This is a genomic window from Pseudomonas sp. HTZ2, from assembly GCF_033173945.1.
GTDB lineage: Bacteria > Pseudomonadota > Gammaproteobacteria > Pseudomonadales > Pseudomonadaceae > Aquipseudomonas > Aquipseudomonas guariconensis.
On sequence record NZ_CP137332.1, the window covers coordinates 2,975,673 to 2,992,915 of the forward strand.

Consider the following 17,243-nt stretch of genomic DNA (forward strand, 5'->3'; position numbering starts at 1 on the left):
CCGAGACAAGGTAAAGAACAAACATGGGTAGCATGCATCCCGTACAGGTGATCGCCGTGACCGGCGGTAAAGGTGGCGTGGGCAAGACCAACGTTTCAGTGAACCTGTCCCTGGCGCTGGCCGAGCTCGGCCGCCGGGTCATGTTGCTGGATGCCGACCTGGGCCTGGCCAACGTCGACGTCCTGCTGGGGCTGTCGCCCAAGCGCACCCTGGCCGATGTCATCGAAGGGCGCTGCGAGCTGCGCGATGTGCTGTTGCAGGGGCCAGGCGGTGTGCGCATCGTGCCGGCCGCCTCCGGCACCCAGAACATGGTGCACCTGGCGCCAGCCCAGCATGCCGGGCTGATCCAGGCGTTCAGCGAGATCGGCGACAACCTCGATGTGCTGGTGATCGATACCGCCGCGGGAATCGGGGACTCGGTGGTGAGCTTCGTGCGCGCCGCGCAGGAGGTGCTGTTGGTGGTCTGCGACGAGCCGACCTCGATCACCGATGCCTACGCCTTGATCAAGCTGCTCAACCGCGATTACGGCATGAACCGCTTCCGGGTCCTGGCCAACATGGCGCAGAGCCCGCAGGAAGGGCGCAACCTGTTTGCCAAGTTGACCAAGGTCACGGATCGCTTCCTGGACGTCGCCTTACAATACGTCGGTGCCGTGCCTTACGACGAATGTGTACGCAAGGCGGTGCAGAAGCAGCGGGCGGTCTATGAGGCCTTCCCTCGATCCAAGTGTGCGCTGGCCTTCAAGGCCATCGCGCAGAAGGTCGACAGCTGGCCGCTGCCTGCCAACCCGCGCGGGCACCTGGAGTTTTTCGTCGAGCGTCTGGTGCAGCCTACCAGCGCAGGACCGGTACTATGAATGCGAGCGGTTTCAAGATGTACAGCCGGGCGGCGCGTGATGCCCAGTACGAACTGGTCGAACGTTATGCCCCTCTGGTCAAGCGCATTGCCTATCACTTGCTGGCGCGCCTGCCGGCCAACGTACAGGTCGAGGACCTGATCCAGGCGGGCATGATCGGCTTGCTGGAAGTGGCCAACAAATACGATGCCAGCAAGGGCGCGAGCTTCGAAACCTACGCCGGCATCCGCATTCGTGGGGCCATGCTCGATGAGGTACGCAAGGGGGATTGGGCGCCGCGTTCGGTACACCGCAACACCCGCATGGTCAGCGACGCGATACGCGCCGTGGAGGCCAGAACCGGTCGCGACGCTAAAGATCATGAAGTTGCTGCCGAACTCCAATTGAGTCTCGATGATTATTACGGGATTCTGAACGACACCCTGGGCAGTCGCCTGTTCAGCTTCGACGACCTCCTGCAGGACGGCGAGCACGAAGGGCTGCACGAGGATGGCGCCAGTGGCCAGCTGGAACCTTCGCGGGACCTGGAAGACGAGCGCTTCCAGGCCGCGCTGACCGAAGCCATCGCCAACCTGCCGGAGCGTGAGCGTCTGGTGCTGGCGCTGTACTACGACGAAGAGCTGAACCTCAAGGAAATCGGTGAGGTGCTTGGGGTCAGCGAGTCGCGTGTCAGCCAGTTGCACAGCCAGTGCGCCGCGCGCCTGCGCAGCCGTCTCGGGGAATGGCGGGCACGTTGAGCCAGGGTTCGCCACCGTCGTTGGATGTTGTACCGAATTGATTGAATGCGCGTCCGGGGGCCGGGCGCGTTTAAGACTGCTTGGAGGTCTAATTGAACAAAGACATGAAAATCCTCATCGTTGACGACTTTTCGACGATGCGGCGGATCATCAAGAACCTGTTGCGTGACCTGGGCTTCACCAACACCGAGGAGGCCGACGACGGCACCACGGCGTTGCCGATGCTGGAAAACGGCCACTATGACTTTCTCGTGACCGACTGGAACATGCCTGGCATGTCCGGCATCGACCTGCTGCGCAAGGTCCGTGCCCATGACCGCCTCAAGGGTATGCCGGTGTTGATGGTGACCGCTGAAGCCAAGCGCGACCAGATCATCGAAGCGGCCCAGGCCGGGGTCAACGGCTATGTGGTCAAGCCCTTCACCGCCCAGGTGCTCAAGGAGAAGATCGAAAAGATCTTCGAACGCGTCAACGGCTGAGTCACGTCAGGGGGCGCCATGGAGCAAATGAACACATCGTTGGGGGAGTTCGAGTCGACCCTGAAGAAACACGCCCAGGAACTGGTCGAGAGCCTCGAGCACGGCCGGTTCGGCGAGGCGGTGCAGCTGATCCACCAGCTGAACCAGACCCGCGACCGCGGCCTGTACCAGGAAGTCGGCAAGCTCACCCGCGAGCTGCACAGTGCGATCGTCAGCTTCCAGATCGACCCGCGCATGCCGCAGGCCGAGGAAGTGTCGCAGATCACCGACGCCACCGAGCGCTTGTCCTACGTGGTCAAGCTCACCGAAGGCGCGGCCAACCGCACCATGGACCTGGTGGAAGCGAGCACGCCGCTGCTCAACGACCTGCAGGCCGAGGCCCAGAATCTGAGCACCGACTGGCAGCGCTTCATGCGCCGTGAAGTCGCAGCGCCGGAGTTTCGTGATCTGGTCAAGCGCGTCGACAGTTTCCTGACGCAAAGCGCCGAGGGGAACCGCAAGGTCGCTGGCCATCTCAACGACATTCTCCTGGCCCAGGACTACCAAGACCTCACCGGCCAGGTGATCAAACGGGTGACCGCGCTGGTCACCGAAGTCGAAAGCAATCTGCTCAAGCTCGTGCTGATGGCCAGCCAGGTCGACCGTTTTGCCGGTATCGAACATGACCACCAGCAGCTGCGTGCTGAAAAAGATCAAGAAAAACATCCGACTCGGGGTGAAGGTCCGCAGATTCATGCCGATAAGCGTGAAGATGTCGTGTCCGGTCAGGACGACGTCGACGATTTGCTGTCCAGCCTGGGTTTTTAGGGAGCACGTTCAATGAGCTTCGGCGCCGATGAAGAAATCCTCCAGGATTTCCTGGTAGAGGCCGGCGAAATCCTCGAGCAACTGTCCGAGCAATTGGTCGAGCTGGAAAGCCGACCGGAAGATGCGGACCTGCTCAATGCGATCTTCCGCGGTTTTCACACTGTAAAAGGGGGCGCCGGCTTCCTTCAGCTCAATGAGCTGGTGGAGTGCTGCCATATCGCCGAGAACGTGTTCGACATCCTGCGCAAAGGTGAGCGCCGGGTCGATGCGGAATTGATGGATGTGGTGCTCGAGGCACTGGATACGGTCAACAGCATGTTTGGCCAGGTGCGCGAGCGCAGCGACATTACCCCGGCCACGCCGGAGTTGCTGGCCGCACTGTCGCGTCTGGCCGAGCCGGCCGGTACCGAGGCCCCAGCGCCTGCGGCCCAGGCTCCAGCCGTCGCCGAAGCCGAGCCTGCGGTCGAGCCCGACATCACCGATAGCGAGTTCGAACAACTGCTCGACTCGCTCGATGCGGTGAAGGCCCAGGCCGAGGCTACCGAACAGCTGCAGGGTGAGGTCGCGGGAAGCGACAGCGACGAGATCACCGATGCCGAGTTCGAGTCGCTGCTCGATCAGTTGCACGGCAAAGGCCAGTTTTCTGCCCAGACGCCTGCGCCTGTGTCGGCTGACAGCGTCGCGGCGCCGAGCAGCGATGAAATCACCGACGATGAATTCGAAGCGTTGCTCGATCAGTTGCACGGCAAGGGCACCTTCGCCGCCGATGCACTGCCCGGCGCCACGGCCCAGGCACCTGCTTCGGTCGAGGCGGGCGCCCAAAGTGGTGACATCACCGAGCACGAATTCGAAGCTTTGCTGGATCAGCTACACGGCAAAGGCAAGTTCTCCAGTGACGCGGCCGTGGCTGCGCCTGAGGCCGTGGCGGCCTCTGCCGTGGCCAAGGCCGACAGCAAGCCTGTCGCCAAGCCTGAACGGGCGCCGGTGGCCAAGCCTGCGGCTGCCAAACCGGCCGCGCCGGCCCGCGCAGCAGCCCCAGCCGCCGAAAAGCCTACGGCCAGCGAAGCGGAAACCACTGTGCGGGTCGACACCGCGCGCCTGGACGAGATCATGAACATGGTCGGCGAACTGGTGCTGGTGCGTAACCGTCTGGTACGCCTGGGCCTGAACAGCGGCGATGAGGCCATGTCCAAGGCTGTGTCCAACCTCGACGTGGTCACCGCCGACCTGCAGACCGCGGTCATGAAGACCCGCATGCAGCCCATCAAGAAGGTCTTCGGCCGCTTCCCACGGCTGGTTCGCGACTTGGCCCGCCAGCTCAAGAAGGAAATCAACTTGGAGCTGGTCGGTGAGGACACCGACCTGGACAAGAACCTGGTCGAGGCCTTGGCCGACCCGCTGGTGCACTTGGTACGCAACGCCGTCGACCATGGCATCGAAATGCCCGAGGAGCGCGAAGGCGCCGGCAAGGCACGGACCGGCCACGTGGTGCTGTCGGCCGAGCAGGAAGGCGACCACATCCTGCTGTCGATCTCCGACGACGGCAAGGGCATGGACCCTAACATCCTGCGGGCCAAGGCTGTCGAAAAGGGCCTGATGGACAAGGATGCCGCCGATCGCCTGAGCGAATCCGATTGCTACAACCTGATCTTCGCGCCGGGCTTCTCCACCAAGACCGAGATCTCCGACGTGTCCGGTCGCGGTGTGGGCATGGACGTGGTCAAGACCAAGATCTCCCAGCTCAACGGCTCGATCAACATCTTCTCGGCCAAGGGCCAGGGTTCGAAAATCGTCATCAAGGTGCCCTTGACGCTGGCGATCATGCCGACCTTGATGGTGATGTTGGGCAACCAGGCGTTCGCCTTCCCGCTGGTCAACGTCAACGAGATCTTCCACCTGGACCTGTCGCGCACCAACGTGGTCGACGGCCAGGAAGTGGTGATCGTGCGCGACAAGGCGCTGCCACTGTTCTATCTCAAGCGGTGGCTGGTCCAGGACCAGGTGCATGAGGAGCAGCGCGAAGGCCATGTAGTGATCCTGTCGGTCGGCACCCAGCGTATCGGCTTCGTGGTCGATCAGCTGGTGGGCCAGGAAGAGGTGGTGATCAAGCCGCTGGGCAAGATGCTCCAGGGCACCCCGGGCATGTCCGGCGCGACCATCACCGGCGACGGTCGCATCGCGTTGATCCTCGATGTGCCGAGCATGCTCAAGCGTTACGCCGCCCGGCGAATTTGATTTCGGTGGCGCACCTTGGCGGTTGCGCCGCCTAATGGAGTGTTTATGGCAGTCAAGGTCCTGGTGGTGGATGATTCCGGTTTCTTCCGCCGCCGCGTCTCGGAAATTCTCTCGGCCGACCCGACTATCCAGGTCGTGGGTACCGCGACAAATGGCAAGGAAGCGATCGACCAGGCAATCGCCCTCAAGCCGGATGTCATCACCATGGACTATGAAATGCCCATGATGGATGGCATCACGGCAGTGCGGCACATCATGCAGCGCTGCCCGACGCCGGTATTGATGTTCTCCTCGCTGACCCACGAAGGCGCCCGGGTCACCCTCGACGCCCTGGATGCCGGCGCGGTGGACTACCTGCCGAAGAACTTCGAGGACATCTCGCGCAACCCGGACAAAGTCCGGCAGTTGCTGTGCGAGAAGGTCCACACCATTTCGCGCAGCAACCGCCGGTTCGGCGGTTTCGCGACGGCAAGCCCGGCGCCTGCGCCTGCCAGCCATGCACCGACCAGCAGCTTCGCAAGCCCTTCGACGGCTCGCGTTTCGACCCCGGCTGCGTCTGTGGCCCGTCCGGCGTCCAGCAGCCATTCGCCAGCACCCAAGCGCAAGCCCTACAAGTTGGTCGCCATTGGCACGTCCACCGGCGGCCCGGTGGCGCTGCAGCGGGTGCTGACGCAACTGCCGGCCAGCTTCCCGGCGCCGATCGTGCTGATCCAGCACATGCCGGCGGCCTTCACCAAGGCCTTTGCCGAGCGCCTGGACAAACTGTGCAAGATCAGTGTCAAGGAAGCCGAGGATGGCGACATGCTGCGCCCGGGGTTGGCCCTGCTGGCCCCTGGCGGCAAGCAGATGATGATCGACGGCCGTGGCGCGGTGAAGATCCTGCCGGGCGATGAGCGCCTGAACTACAAGCCCTGCGTGGATATCACGTTCGGCTCGGCGGCCAAGTCCTATGGAGACAAGGTCCTGTCTGTGGTTCTCACCGGCATGGGCGCTGACGGTCGCGAAGGGGCCCGCCTGCTCAAGCAGGGCGGCAGCACCGTCTGGGCCCAGGATGAGGCCAGCTGCGTGATCTATGGCATGCCGATGGCCATCGTCAAGGCCAACCTGGCCGATGCGGTTTACAGCCTGGACGAGATCGGCAAGCATCTGGTCGAGGCGTGCGTCTGATGGATGTCCTGAGCCTGATTGGCCTGATCCTCGCGTTCGTCGCCATCGTCGGCGGCAACTTCCTGGAAGGCGGCCATGTCGGTGCCTTGCTCAACGGCCCGGCGGCGTTGATCGTGCTGGGCGGTACCCTGGCGGCGGCGCTGCTGCAGTCGCCGCTGTCGGCCTTCAAGCGGGCATTGCAGATCCTGCGCTGGATTTTCTTCCCGCCGCGCGTTGACCTGCCCGGCGGTATCGATCGGGTCGTCAACTGGAGCCTGACCGCGCGCAAGGAAGGCCTGCTGGGTCTTGAAGGGGTGGCGGACGCCGAACCCGACCCGTATGCGCGCAAGGGCCTGCAACTGCTGGTGGACGGCGCGGAGCCCGAGTCGATCCGCAGCATCCTCGAGGTCGACTTCCTGACCCAGGAGAGTCGCGACATCCAAGCGGCCAAGGTGTTCGAGAGCATGGGCGGCTATGCGCCGACCATCGGCATCATCGGCGCGGTCATGGGCTTGATCCATGTGATGGGCAATCTGGCCGACCCATCTCAGCTGGGCAATGGCATTGCGGTGGCTTTCGTCGCCACCATCTACGGCGTGGCCAGCGCCAACCTGATCCTGCTGCCGATCGCCAACAAGCTCAAGGCCATCGCGCTGCGCCAGTCGCGCTACCGCGAAATGCTGCTCGAAGGCCTGCTGTCGATCGCAGAAGGGGAGAACCCACGCTCGATCGAGCTGAAGCTGCAAGGCTTCATGGAGTAAGCCATGGCCCGCCGTCGTCACACCGAGGAACACGAAAACCACGAACGCTGGCTGGTGTCGTACGCCGACTTCATCACCTTGCTGTTCGCCTTCTTCGTGGTCATGTATTCGATCTCCTCGATCAACGAGGGCAAGTACAAGGTCATCTCCCAGGCTCTGCTCGGCGTATTCAACGACCCTGAGCGCAGCATGAAGCCCATCCCGATCGGCGATGAGCGCCCGCTCAGCGTCAAACCCGCCGAGCCGCTGATCAAGGACAGCGAGCAAACCGACGCAGGCCTTGCCCAGAGCAATGCCGACCCGTTGAAGACCATTAGCGATGACGTGCGCGACGCCTTTGGCGACCTGATCAAATCCGACCAAATGACCGTGCGCGGCAACGAACTGTGGGTCGAGATCGAGCTCAACTCATCGCTGCTGTTCGGCAGCGGTGACGCCATGCCCAGCGACACAGCGTTCTCGATCATCGAGAAGGTGGCCAACATCCTCAAGCCTTACGCCAACCCGGTGCACGTCGAAGGGTTCACTGACAACCTGCCGATCCGTACCGCTCAATACCCGACCAATTGGGAGCTGTCCTCTGCCCGAGCGGCGAGCATCGTCCGCCTGCTGGCGATGAACGGTGTGAACCCGGCGCGCATGGCCTCGGTGGGGTATGGCGAGTACCAGCCGGTGGCCAGCAACGAGACGGCCGAAGGGCGGGCGCGTAACCGTCGAGTGGTGCTGGTGATTTCCCGCAACCTGGAAGTACGCCGCAGCCTGACCGGGTCCGGTAGCGCCAATGCCACGCCGGACGCGGCCTTGCGGCGGGCTGGCACACAAACTGCACCGACAACGCCTGCACCGGCGGTTGGGGGCTGAGCCCGTCAATTGTCCGTCACTGAATTCAAACCGTTCCCGGCAGGGCAGGCGGCCATTGCGGGGGGAAGCAACGCACGATGAGAGTCTGGGCAGTAGCCAATCAAAAAGGTGGCGTCGGCAAGACCACCACCACCATCGCCTTGGCCGGGTTGCTGGCCGAAGCGGGCAAGCGCGTGGTCGTCGTCGACCTCGACCCGCACGGCTCGATGACCAGCTACTTCGGGCACAACCCTGATGCCCTGGAGCACAGCTGCTACGACCTGTTCCTGCACAAGGGCACGGTGCCCGAGGGCTTGCCAGGGCAACTGTTGCTGCCCACCAGCGACGAGCGTATCTCGCTGCTGCCTTCGAGCACCGCATTGGCCGTGCTCGAACGCCAGTCGCCGGGGCAGAGTGGCCTGGGCCTGGTGATCGCCAAGAGTCTGGCGCAGCTGTGGCAGGATTTCGACTTCGCCCTGATCGACAGCCCTCCGCTTTTGGGGGTGCTGATGGTCAATGCCCTGGCTGCCAGCCAGCAGTTGGTGATCCCGGTGCAAACCGAGTTTCTCGCGGTCAAGGGCCTGGAGCGCATGGTCGGGACATTGGCCATGGTCAACCGCTCGCGGCGCCAGGCGCTGCCCTACCAGATCGTGCCGACCTTGTTCGACCGTCGCACCCAGGCGTCTCTTGGCACGCTCAAGGTCTTGCGTGACAGCTATGGTGAGCAGGTCTGGCAAGGCTACATCCCGGTCGACACGCGCCTGCGCGATGCCAGCCGGGCGGGGGTCACACCTTCGCAGTTCGATGGCAAGAGCCGGGGGCTGATCGCCTACCGGGCATTGCTCAAGCATCTGTTGACCTACAAACCCGCATTGCAGGTGGCCTGATGAACCCAGCACGGCAGACCACCACCAAGCCGCAATTGGCCTTGCAGTCCTACCTCGATGGCCTGTTGCAGGACGCCACCGAGGAGCTCGATGCGCCCCAAGCGCCGGCTGAAGAGGCGATCGTCGATGAATTCGCCGCCGCGGTGCGTGAGGAGCAAGCCAGGGACGCTGAGCGTCAGGCCGCCCCAGCAGCAGTTGTTGCGCGACCCTTCGCCGAGCCCAGTGCAGTGGCCGTGTTGCCAACGGTCCTGAAACCGGTCGAGGTGACGCCGGAGCCTGCGGCCGTCAACGTCGAACCCGAAACTCCAGCAGTCGAGGCCCAGGCAATCGAGCCGGTGGCGCCACTGGTGGATGTCTACCTGCCGGCCGCCAATCCTCCTGTGCCACCGGCGACGGTGGACGGTCGCCCGGCCTGGGCGGCAGAGCCCTTCGAGTGCTTGCTGTTCGATGTCGCAGGGCTGACCCTGGCGGTGCCGCTGGTCTGCCTGGGCTCGATCTACAGCCTGGCGGGTCAGGAGTTGACGCCGCTGTTCGGCCAGCCTGACTGGTTCCTGGGCATCCTTACGTGCCAGGCGGGCAATCTCAAGGTCCTGGATACCGCGCGCTGGGTCATGCCCGACCGCTATCGCGACGATTTCCGCCAGGGCCTGCAGTACGTGATTTCCGTTCAGGGCTATGAATGGGGGCTGGCCGTGCATCAGGTCAGCCGCTCCCTGCGCCTGGACCCGGCCGAGATCAAGTGGCGCAGCCAGCGTGGCCAGCGGCCCTGGCTGGCCGGCACCGTGATCGAACACATGTGCGCCTTGCTCGATGTCGCTGAACTGGCCGAGCTGATCGCCAGCGGCGCCGTCAAGCAAATGCATGCCAAACACCAATGACTGAAGGCCACAACTGCCGTGGCCATAGCGAGCACACCGCCAATGGCGGATTTTGAGGGGTAGGGGAATGAAAAAGTCGTCTGCACAAGGTTCCGAAGATCCGATCCTGCAATGGGTGACCTTCCGCCTGGACAATGAGTCCTATGGCATCAACGTCATGCAGGTGCAGGAAGTCCTGCGCTATACCGAGATCGCTCCGGTGCCTGGTGCGCCGAGCTACGTGCTGGGCATCATCAACCTGCGCGGCAACGTGGTCACGGTGATCGACACCCGTCAGCGTTTCGGTCTGATGCCGACCGAAGTCACTGACAACACCCGCATCGTCATCATCGAGGCGGACAAGCAAGTGGTGGGCATCTTGGTCGACAGCGTGGCCGAAGTGGTCTACCTGCGTCAGTCCGAGATCGAGACCGCGCCGAATGTCGGCAACGAAGAGTCGGCCAAGTTCATCCAGGGCGTGTGCAACAAGAACGGCGAGCTGCTGATTCTGGTCGAGCTGGACAAAATGATGACCGAGGAAGAGTGGTCCGAGCTGGAGAACATCTGAGTTGATTTTCGAGGCTGCTGTCGTTTTCCTGGCGCTGCTCTGGGCCCTGAGCCTGTGGTTCTTCCTCAACTACAGCAAGCGCCAGCGTGAGCTGGCGGCCCAGCAGGCCCAGGGCGATGCGCTGCGAGACCAGCGCATCAAGGACCTGGCCAAGCGTCTGGATGACTACCAGAACGGCACGGTGCGCATGGGCGAGGCGATCCATGAATTGCGCGCAGTGCTCGCGCCGTTGCCGGATAAACTCCAGCAACTGGAGCAGCGCGACCCCAACAGCGTGACGTTCACCCAGGCGGCCAAGCTGGTGGGCATGGGGGCCAGCATCGATGAGCTGACCCGCACCTGTGGCCTGACCCAAGCCGAGGCGGAGCTGATGAGCAAGCTGCACCGCGGCGAATGACGGGTCGCCTCGCGCTTCAGTCCCGCGCCCAGGATTTGTAGCTGCCGACCCGGGCAATTCGATTGAGCGGCAGCAGCGTGCGAAGTGCCTGCCGGTAGGCGTCCAGGTCGATGAAAGTGTCCGAATCCACGGGCATGCCATGCAGGTGCATGACTTGGCGCAGGGTGCGCAGCGCGGGTAGGCGCTGGTCGACCACCTCGGTGAGCAGCGCCGGCCCCGTGAGGTAACTGAGGCGCTCGGCATAGCGGTAGAAGCCGGCCGGGTCCTCGGCCAGGCTGGGCTTGCGGTCGTAGAAGTCCGGTTCGGCCAGGTAACGGGCACGCATTTCCTCGGAGATCGCCAGCAAGGTCGGATTGCCCGCGTGGCTGCCGATCAGGCTGTTGGCGTACAGGCAGTACATGCTCATCTTCTCATTGGCCATTGGCGGCGCGAGCAGCAGGCTTTCTCCTGTGGCCAGCAACTCCACCTGGTCGATCGACTCCCCAGGCTTGCCGTTGAGGGTGCGCGGTTCACCGGGCGCCAACAGGTAATCGTCCACGTCCATGTACAAGCCACCTTCCTGGTACAGCAACCAAAAGCGCAGGACGTCGCAGGCCGAGGCATAGTGGCGGGCCACGCCGGCGTTGCCGCCAATGGCCGCCTGGTACTGGGCGTAGTAGTTGCCCTGGCTGAACGTGTAGAAAAACGGCTGCTCTTCGAGGGGGACGACCTCAAGCCCTGGCGCGTGCTCGGCGAGCTGGCGCAGGTTCTGGGCATAGGCTGCGGGTGTCGCCTTCGACAGGTACAAGCGCAGTGTGTATCGGCTGTCGCGAAGACGGGCGGCGTTGCTCGCGAGGTTGGTCAACAGCATGGGCTCGATGACCTTGTCGCCTAGCCAGATGCACGAGACCTTCGCTGGTATGGGGCTGGCGCCGGCTCCAGGCCCCGATGGCAGCTCGACCGGCAGCGGCAGGTCGACACCAAGGGCGCGCAGGGTGGCGGTGCGCGTGGCGTTGCTGACTTCCCGCCCGGGGGCGACAGGCACCAGGTCCGTGCTGCCGGTGCGGGCGACATAGCGGACCGGATCGACCTCGTTGAGGCTGTCGAGCTTGACGAAGGCATCGTGCTTCATGTCATAGATCATCTGCGTGCGATGGCCGTCGATGCGTGCGCTCAACTGGTCTGGGCTGCTGCTGTAACGGGGTGTCCTGGTGACCGCTTCGATGATCGCCGGGTCGCCGTCGGGCAAGGCAGGGATCGGCGCGGGAATGTGAAAGTACGGCCCCACGTCCGTCTGCGGCAGGTGCGGTGGTTCGATCGGGCTCAGCGCGTAACCCCATCGCTCATTGATCCAGCTGGGGGTAACGAAGCCTTCACTTTTCACGCGAAACAGCTTCGCACCCCGGCTCAGCGCTTGCGAGGCCAGCGGCAATGCGTTGAACAGGCCATAGGTGAGGGTCTGCACGCCACTGGCCTGTTGCTCCTGGGTTCGGCCGTGGATGATCTGGTCAAGGCCCAGACCGAACTGGGCGACACCCCCCACGGCCAGCATTGGGGCAAGGCCTGGCATCACGAAGGTCAGCGGGGCCAGCAGGTTCATGGCGCAGGTCAGGTAGTCGCGCCAACGGGCTTTGCTCACCTCGTTATCGCTGGTGATGATGAAATCGGCATCGGCGTAGCTGCGTTGGCGCTGCTGTTCGCTGAGCGCGGTGAACAGGTCACCGGTGATGACGGGGCTGTAGTGGTCCGGGCGATAGTTGACGTATTCGCGCGGGGCCCAGTAGCCGCTGCGGGTGAAGCCGGCGCGTTGCGTCGAGAGGCGATACATCGAGGGGTAGGCGCCGAGGCCGGCGAGTGCTGTATCCAGGCCACTGAAACTGAGCCCATCCGGTGTGTCCTGGAGCGCGAAGAACTGCCTTAGCGCCTGGCGTTTGGCTGCGTCCTTGCACTGATCGGCGAACCAATCCTGCATCAGGCCTTCGCTGGCGAACTCGAGCAGGGGCGCGCTGTTGCCTGGCATGTAGAGCAGGGTGAGGCCGCTGCGTGTATCACGAATGCATGGCAAGTGGCTCGCCACGTAGCCATAGACGTTCAGCAATCGCACCTGGGTCGAGTCTTTGGCGCACGCCAGCCCTGCCGCCTGCCAGGCCAGTTGACGCGCAGCGTCCGACAGGCTGCCTTCGGCCGCCTGTTTGTTGCAGGCGGCGATGAAGGCGATTTTCGCCGAGGTCCGGTGGCCTTCCAGGTGCGCGGACCAGTACCTGTCCAGCATCGCCCGGTAGCTGGCGTGGAAGTCCAGCGCCCAGATAAAACGTTCGAACGCCTCGGCTGGCAGCTGGATATGGGTGTCGCGGGAGTATTTCTGTGGCGTGGTCTGGCGAAACAGGCCGTTGTAGATGCCGTAGCCTGGGCCATTGGCAAGGGCGGAAGGCGGGCCCAGGTGATCGACGAGGGTGATGCGCTTGTCATCGGGGAAGGCGCCGGCCCATGGCGCGCCAATGGCGGCGCCGATCAGGTCGTTCGCCGACTCGCCTTGCCAGTTCGACAGCACGGCCTGGGTGAGGGTCATTTTCTGGGTGACGACAGCGACCCGACCGATGCCCGGTCGCCATTGATGATGAAGCACCACCACATCGCAGCGATCGGGGTTCACATCCAGCCCGCGATCGCCAGCCCATTGGCGGATGGCTTGGGCTGCGGCGCGGTCGGGGCGCGGAACGTTGGCCAGGTGGTCGCGCACAAATTGCACGCCGGCATCGTTTACATAAGAAGGGGTCATCGTAATGGCTCGCGTGGTTAGTCGAGGGTGCACGATGGCGTGGATGCGGGTGCCGGAGGGGGTAGTTAAATAGCGCCTGTTCGCCAAGGCGCATCGCTTGGCAAACGGGCCAGGCGCGGGGCGTTCCTTCAAGGCCCGCGAGATGATTCGACACGTTGAAGGCCATGCACTGCCGGGGCGCGAGGTTGCGGTAGCGTCGCGCCTCGTCGAACCCTCACATCTGCCGTGCATCGTTGCTGTTGCAGTTCGTCATCTCGACGTTTTGCGTGCCGACGGCACTAATGCACTGGCCTTCGCCAAGCGCCGATTGCAGCAGCACCGGAATCTCCCGATTCAGGCTCGATTCGAGGGGGGGCGAGTTCGGCCTCATAGGCGACCAGCAGGGTGCCGACGTTGCTGGTTTGGGGGGCTGCGTTGCGGGCCGGGGATGACGGCCTCTGCCGATCTGCCAGATGAGTTACCCAGGACTTGGTCGTTTTCTGAGCACGTGTCGGTGAATGTGACTGCGCCACGCAGTGTGTGGCTCAGGCGCGCTCATTGGGCAGGCGCAAGCGCAAGGGCGTGATGTCGCGCTCGTCGGCGGGCTCGTCGTCAAAGCCCACCGGTACCTTGCCGCGCAATTGCCAGGCGAAGGCGATGATCTCGGCAATGGTCAGGTACAGCGCTTCGGGGATCTGTTCGCCCAGCTCCAGGCGCGCCAACAGGCGGACCAACTCGGCGTTCTCATAGATCGGCACCTCGTGTTCGCGAGCGATGGCGAGGATGGCCTCGGCCAGCTCGTCGTCACCTTTGGCGCTGAGGGTGGGAGCCTGCTGGCCGTCGTAGGTCAGGGCGATGGCCTGGCGCGGTTGCTTGTCGGTCATGCGTTTTCGTCCACCCAACGTTGTTCCAGGCGCGTGCGTGCCCCCTGGGGCGGAATGCCCGGGTGACACTGCAGTTCGCCCACATCCAGGCCTCGGGCCACCAGGCGTTCGCGCAACTCGCCCAATTGGCGTTCGATCAACTGCGCAGTCTGCTGCTGCTCTGCCCACAGCTGCCCTGACAACCGGCCCTGGCTCAGTTGCGCCTGGACCTGCAGCGGGCCCAAGGGTGGCAGGTCGAATGCCAGCTCGATTCGCCACAGCGACTCCAGCGGATCGCGCTGACTGCGCTGCGAATCGGCCTGTTGCTCCGGGGTCTGCTCCTGCTGCAGCTTGACCTGCAGTGGAATGAACTCCTGGCCATGGCGGATGGGAATCTCGGTCTGCCAGGTGGTCTGCAGGTTGCCGTTCTCGGTGACACCGGTCTGCTGCAGGCTGGCCAGCTGATGGCTTTGCAAGCGCGAGATGGCGGCGGCGGCCAGACGCAGCAATTGTTGCAGGTCGCCTTCGGCTTCCAGGCTCTGGAGCAGGCGCGAGGGCAGGGGAAAGGTGCCAGGCTGGGGCCGTGGGCTATTTCTGTCGAGCATGCCCAGGGCGCTGCGGGCGATGGCCGGAAACGCCTGAGCCAGGGTGGCGGCGGTGGCGGGGCTGCTCAGCGCGCTGCTGGGCAGGTCGGGAAACGTTTGGGCCACCAGCCGGACCAGCTGTGCCTTGAGGTCCGGCACCAGGCCTGCACCGCCACCGCCGAGTAGCTTGGCCTCGAGGAACGCGCCACTGTTGTTCAATGCCTGGGCGAGGGTCTTGGCGTCGCCGAGCTGGCGGGCCTCGGGCAGGCTGGCCAGCAGACGTTCGGCGCTGGTCTTGAGCTCGGCATTGGCGCCAGGGTCGCGGGCGATCTGCTGCAGCGCAGTGAGCAGGCCCGATAACGAGGCTTGGCGACTTTGCTGGGTGCCGAGCTGTTGGGCAATCGCCAACTGGTCCTGACGGCCGCTCAGCGGCACGAAGCGCAACGACTGATCGCCTTGGACCTGCGCGCTGAGCAAGCTGCCCACCGGCAGGGGGCGTGGGCTGTCCACCGTCAGGGTGGCCCCGGCCTGGGCGCTGTTGAGCAGGCTGACCAGAGAGCGGAAGCTCGCCGCCTCGCCAGGTGCCACGGCCTGCGCCTGGCTAGTCAGCACCTTGCCTTGCAGCAGGGTGCCGACCGGTACTTTGTCGGTGTCCAGGCGAGTGAGGGTGGCGATGTTGTTGGCGTTGGCTTGCTGCAGGAGCACCGTCAGGCGGTTGCTGTCAGTTTGGGCGACGGTCACTTGGCTGCCTTGGGGCAGGGGCTGGCTGGCGCTGGCCTGCAGTTGGGTCTGGGTGCCATTGGCCAAAGTCAGGCGCAGCAGCAACTGGAAATCCTGGCCCACCTGGCGCAGAGAGAGCACATCGGCCCGGGCCGTCTCGCCTGGGGCCAGCAGGCCGGGCTGTGATTGCAGCAGACGCAGCAGCTCGCCGGTCATCGCAGCCTTGCCCGCCTGGAGTCCGAGCGTGGATTGTGCGCCGAGACTATTGATTTCAGTCATGATTGTATACAACCTGTCGGACCCGCCCTCTTGGCAGCGAGACGTCCCATGTAATAATGCCCGCCGTCCGCCACTGCCACTATAACGGCAGTGACCGGGGCGACTTGAGACACTGGGGTTCAGCGCGGGTTCGCGCGGACTACGGCGCGCGGCGCTGAACCCAACATTGATAAGGCGAAACCGTGACCCTTCATCTCCAAGCCGCGGGCCTGGCCTGCGAGCGTGACTGGCGATTGCTCTTCGAGCATCTGGACTTCCAGTTGCGGCCCGGTGACATGCTGCAGATCAGTGGCCCCAACGGCAGCGGCAAGACCAGCCTGCTGCGGTTGCTGGCCGGCCTGATGCAGCCTACCGCGGGTCGGATTCTGCTCAATGGCCAACCGTTGGCCGAGCAGCGCCATGCGCTGGCCAGCATCTTGCTGTGGATCGGCCATGCCGCCGGGATCAAAGACCTGCTCACCGCCGAAGAGAATCTCGCCTGGCTGTGCGCACTGCATCAGCCGGCCAGCGCCCGGGCCATCTGGCAGGCGCTGGAGGCCGTGGGGCTTCGAGGATTCGAAGATGTGCCTTGCCATACGTTGTCCGCCGGCCAGCAGCGCCGCGTGGCCTTGGCGCGGCTGTATCTGGACAGCCCGCCGTTGTGGATCCTCGACGAACCCTTCACCGCTCTGGACAAGCAAGGTGTGGCGCAACTGGAGGCCCACCTGGCGGCCCATTGCGAGCAAGGTGGCACGGTGGTGCTGACCACCCATCACAACCTCGAGCGCAAGCCATCGGGTTATCGAGAACTGAACCTGGGGCAGTGGGCGGCATGAGTGTATTCATCCTGTTGTTGCGCCGCGAGGCGCGTCTGTTGTGCCGCCGCCCGGCGGAGCTGGCCAACCCGTTGGTGTTCTTTGCGATAGTCGTCGCCTTGTTCCCTCTGGCGGTCGGTCCTGAGACACAATTGTTGCAAACCTTGTCGCCAGGCTTGGTCTGGGTCGCGGCATTGCTGGCCGTATTGCTGTCGCTGGACGGGCTGTTTCGCAGCGACTTCGAGGACGGCTCGCTGGAGCAGTGGGTGCTGTCGCCGCATCCGCTGGCACTGCTGGTGTTGGCCAAGGTGCTGGCACACTGGATCTTTTCCGGGCTGGCGCTGGTATTGTTGGCGCCATTGCTTGCCTTGATGTTGGGGCTGCCAGCTGGCTGCCTGCCGGTGCTGCTGGGGTCGCTGCTACTGGGAACCCCGGTGCTGAGCCTGCTGGGCGCGGTGGGGGCGGCACTGACTGTGGGCCTCAAGCGTGGCGGCCTGCTGTTGGCATTGTTGATCCTGCCGCTGTATATCCCGGTATTGATCCTGGGCAGTGGCGCCTTGCAGGCAGCATTGCAGAATATGCCGGCGACCGGCCATCTGCTCTGGCTGGCCAGCCTGACGGCCCTGGCGGTGACACTGGCACCTTTTGCGATCGCGGCTGGCCTGAAGATCAGCGTCGGCGAATAACGAGTCCCG

The 17,243-nt window shown here is 64.1% G+C and carries 17 protein-coding genes; 14 read left to right on the forward strand and 3 right to left on the reverse strand.

The window, feature by feature from the left end; all coding sequences use genetic code 11:
- Positions 1-23: 23 nt before the first annotated feature.
- The 12 genes from fleN (at position 24) to R6G97_RS13845 (ending at position 10,571) form a co-directional block, all read left to right on the forward strand.
- The gene (gene fleN / locus R6G97_RS13790) at positions 24-857 is read left to right on the forward strand and encodes a flagellar synthesis regulator FleN (RefSeq protein WP_043212801.1); all 834 of its coding nucleotides are present in this window, start codon (positions 24-26) and stop codon (positions 855-857) included.
- Complete coding sequence (fliA, locus tag R6G97_RS13795; protein WP_043212803.1) at positions 854-1,594, forward strand: RNA polymerase sigma factor FliA; 741 nt, start codon at positions 854-856, stop codon at positions 1,592-1,594. Before fleN ends, fliA begins: the two co-directional genes overlap by 4 nt.
- A gap of 104 nt (positions 1,595-1,698) precedes the next feature.
- Complete coding sequence (locus R6G97_RS13800) at positions 1,699-2,073, forward strand: chemotaxis response regulator CheY (RefSeq protein WP_011534888.1); 375 nt, start codon at positions 1,699-1,701, stop codon at positions 2,071-2,073.
- 18 nt (positions 2,074-2,091) lie between these two features.
- Entirely contained in the window at positions 2,092-2,880 is a 789-nt protein-coding gene (locus R6G97_RS13805; RefSeq protein WP_043212807.1) for a protein phosphatase CheZ, read from the forward strand.
- A gap of 12 nt (positions 2,881-2,892) precedes the next feature.
- Entirely contained in the window at positions 2,893-5,115 is a 2,223-nt protein-coding gene (locus R6G97_RS13810) for a chemotaxis protein CheA (RefSeq protein WP_317847106.1), read from the forward strand.
- Between the two features lie 45 nt (positions 5,116-5,160).
- On the forward strand, positions 5,161-6,282 hold the full coding sequence (locus R6G97_RS13815) for a protein-glutamate methylesterase/protein-glutamine glutaminase (RefSeq protein ID WP_090345499.1): 1,122 nt from the start codon (positions 5,161-5,163) through the stop codon (positions 6,280-6,282).
- The gene (locus R6G97_RS13820; RefSeq protein ID WP_043212813.1) at positions 6,282-7,022 is read left to right on the forward strand and encodes a flagellar motor protein; all 741 of its coding nucleotides are present in this window, start codon (positions 6,282-6,284) and stop codon (positions 7,020-7,022) included. The genes R6G97_RS13815 and R6G97_RS13820 overlap by 1 nt, the downstream gene beginning before the upstream one ends.
- Before the next feature lie 3 nt (positions 7,023-7,025).
- Entirely contained in the window at positions 7,026-7,883 is an 858-nt protein-coding gene (gene motD, locus R6G97_RS13825) for a flagellar motor protein MotD (RefSeq protein WP_043212815.1), read from the forward strand.
- Between the two features lie 77 nt (positions 7,884-7,960).
- Positions 7,961-8,749 carry a ParA family protein gene (locus R6G97_RS13830; protein ID WP_043212817.1) on the forward strand — a complete coding sequence of 263 codons (789 nt, stop codon included), beginning with the start codon at positions 7,961-7,963 and terminating at the stop codon, positions 8,747-8,749.
- Positions 8,749-9,627 carry a CheW domain-containing protein gene (locus R6G97_RS13835; protein WP_043212820.1) on the forward strand — a complete coding sequence of 293 codons (879 nt, stop codon included), beginning with the start codon at positions 8,749-8,751 and terminating at the stop codon, positions 9,625-9,627. The genes R6G97_RS13830 and R6G97_RS13835 overlap by 1 nt, the downstream gene beginning before the upstream one ends.
- Before the next feature lie 67 nt (positions 9,628-9,694).
- Positions 9,695-10,174, forward strand: a complete 480-nt coding sequence (locus R6G97_RS13840) for a chemotaxis protein CheW (RefSeq protein ID WP_003254393.1) — start codon at positions 9,695-9,697, stop codon at positions 10,172-10,174.
- 1 nt (position 10,175) lies between these two features.
- On the forward strand, positions 10,176-10,571 hold the full coding sequence (locus tag R6G97_RS13845) for a DUF2802 domain-containing protein (RefSeq protein ID WP_070577156.1): 396 nt from the start codon (positions 10,176-10,178) through the stop codon (positions 10,569-10,571).
- Between the two features lie 16 nt (positions 10,572-10,587).
- Here the strand turns inward: R6G97_RS13845 and R6G97_RS13850 are convergent, their stop codons facing one another.
- The 3 genes from R6G97_RS13850 to fliK form a co-directional block, all read right to left on the reverse strand.
- A complete protein-coding gene (locus R6G97_RS13850) occupies positions 10,588-13,329 on the reverse strand; it encodes a dermonecrotic toxin domain-containing protein (protein WP_289717072.1) in 2,742 nt (913 codons plus the stop codon).
- 524 nt (positions 13,330-13,853) lie between these two features.
- Entirely contained in the window at positions 13,854-14,192 is a 339-nt protein-coding gene (locus tag R6G97_RS13855; protein WP_090345503.1) for an EscU/YscU/HrcU family type III secretion system export apparatus switch protein, read from the reverse strand.
- Complete coding sequence (gene fliK / locus R6G97_RS13860) at positions 14,189-15,754, reverse strand: flagellar hook-length control protein FliK (RefSeq protein ID WP_289717073.1); 1,566 nt, start codon at positions 15,752-15,754, stop codon at positions 14,189-14,191. Before fliK ends, R6G97_RS13855 begins: the two co-directional genes overlap by 4 nt.
- A 182-nt stretch (positions 15,755-15,936) precedes the next feature.
- Here fliK and ccmA point away from each other — a divergent pair, with 182 nt between their 5' ends.
- Both ccmA and ccmB read left to right on the forward strand, forming a co-directional pair.
- Complete coding sequence (gene ccmA, locus R6G97_RS13865; RefSeq protein ID WP_090345506.1) at positions 15,937-16,569, forward strand: cytochrome c biogenesis heme-transporting ATPase CcmA; 633 nt, start codon at positions 15,937-15,939, stop codon at positions 16,567-16,569.
- Positions 16,566-17,234 (forward strand): heme exporter protein CcmB, encoded by a 669-nt coding sequence (gene ccmB / locus R6G97_RS13870; protein ID WP_043212857.1) that lies wholly within the window; start codon positions 16,566-16,568, stop codon positions 17,232-17,234. Before ccmA ends, ccmB begins: the two co-directional genes overlap by 4 nt.
- Positions 17,235-17,243: the final 9 nt, after the last annotated feature.

Coding starts and splice junctions, on each gene's coding strand:
- R6G97_RS13800 (WP_011534888.1), top strand. CDS start 1,699: ATGAAAATCCTCATCGTTGACGACTTTTCGACGATGCGGCGGATCATC.
- fliK (WP_289717073.1), bottom strand. CDS start 15,754: ATGACTGAAATCAATAGTCTCGGCGCACAATCCACGCTCGGACTCCAG.
- R6G97_RS13820 (WP_043212813.1), top strand. CDS start 6,282: ATGGATGTCCTGAGCCTGATTGGCCTGATCCTCGCGTTCGTCGCCATC.
- R6G97_RS13855 (WP_090345503.1), bottom strand. CDS start 14,192: ATGACCGACAAGCAACCGCGCCAGGCCATCGCCCTGACCTACGACGGC.
- R6G97_RS13835 (WP_043212820.1), top strand. CDS start 8,749: ATGAACCCAGCACGGCAGACCACCACCAAGCCGCAATTGGCCTTGCAG.
- R6G97_RS13810 (WP_317847106.1), top strand. CDS start 2,893: ATGAGCTTCGGCGCCGATGAAGAAATCCTCCAGGATTTCCTGGTAGAG.
- motD (WP_043212815.1), top strand. CDS start 7,026: ATGGCCCGCCGTCGTCACACCGAGGAACACGAAAACCACGAACGCTGG.
- R6G97_RS13840 (WP_003254393.1), top strand. CDS start 9,695: ATGAAAAAGTCGTCTGCACAAGGTTCCGAAGATCCGATCCTGCAATGG.
- R6G97_RS13830 (WP_043212817.1), top strand. CDS start 7,961: ATGAGAGTCTGGGCAGTAGCCAATCAAAAAGGTGGCGTCGGCAAGACC.
- R6G97_RS13850 (WP_289717072.1), bottom strand. CDS start 13,329: ATGACCCCTTCTTATGTAAACGATGCCGGCGTGCAATTTGTGCGCGAC.
- fleN (WP_043212801.1), top strand. CDS start 24: ATGGGTAGCATGCATCCCGTACAGGTGATCGCCGTGACCGGCGGTAAA.
- R6G97_RS13805 (WP_043212807.1), top strand. CDS start 2,092: ATGGAGCAAATGAACACATCGTTGGGGGAGTTCGAGTCGACCCTGAAG.
- R6G97_RS13815 (WP_090345499.1), top strand. CDS start 5,161: ATGGCAGTCAAGGTCCTGGTGGTGGATGATTCCGGTTTCTTCCGCCGC.
- ccmB (WP_043212857.1), top strand. CDS start 16,566: ATGAGTGTATTCATCCTGTTGTTGCGCCGCGAGGCGCGTCTGTTGTGC.
- fliA (WP_043212803.1), top strand. CDS start 854: ATGAATGCGAGCGGTTTCAAGATGTACAGCCGGGCGGCGCGTGATGCC.